The sequence below is a fragment of the Caballeronia sp. INDeC2 genome (assembly GCF_023631325.1).
Taxonomy (GTDB): Bacteria; Pseudomonadota; Gammaproteobacteria; order Burkholderiales; family Burkholderiaceae; genus Caballeronia.
Genome location: NZ_JALQDG010000089.1, coordinates 1 through 229, shown reverse-complemented (window position 1 = coordinate 229; position 229 = coordinate 1). Strand labels below are relative to the sequence as shown.

Sequence of the window (229 nt, the reverse complement as noted above, 5' to 3'; positions counted from 1 at the left end):
ATCCGGGCCACACGCCCTCGTACTCGCTAAACTCTTCGCGCCACAAGCGATTGCATGCTTGCATCTGCGCGATGAGAAAGTTCGTCACGCACTGCGCCGAACCGAGCACCGACGCACCGACGTTATGCATTCCAGAATGCGGATAACCCCATCGCGCGCTCACTTCCGATAACTTCACACGCACGTCATCCTGGTACGCATAGCCGCCCACGCCCGCGCACAGTCCCGA

The 229-nt window shown here is 60.3% G+C and carries 1 protein-coding gene; it reads right to left on the bottom strand.

Annotated features, from left to right (window positions below):
• Positions 1–229: DUF7164 domain-containing protein (locus NCS28_RS33155; RefSeq protein WP_502801275.1), on the bottom strand; the 229-nt coding region annotated here is incomplete at both ends.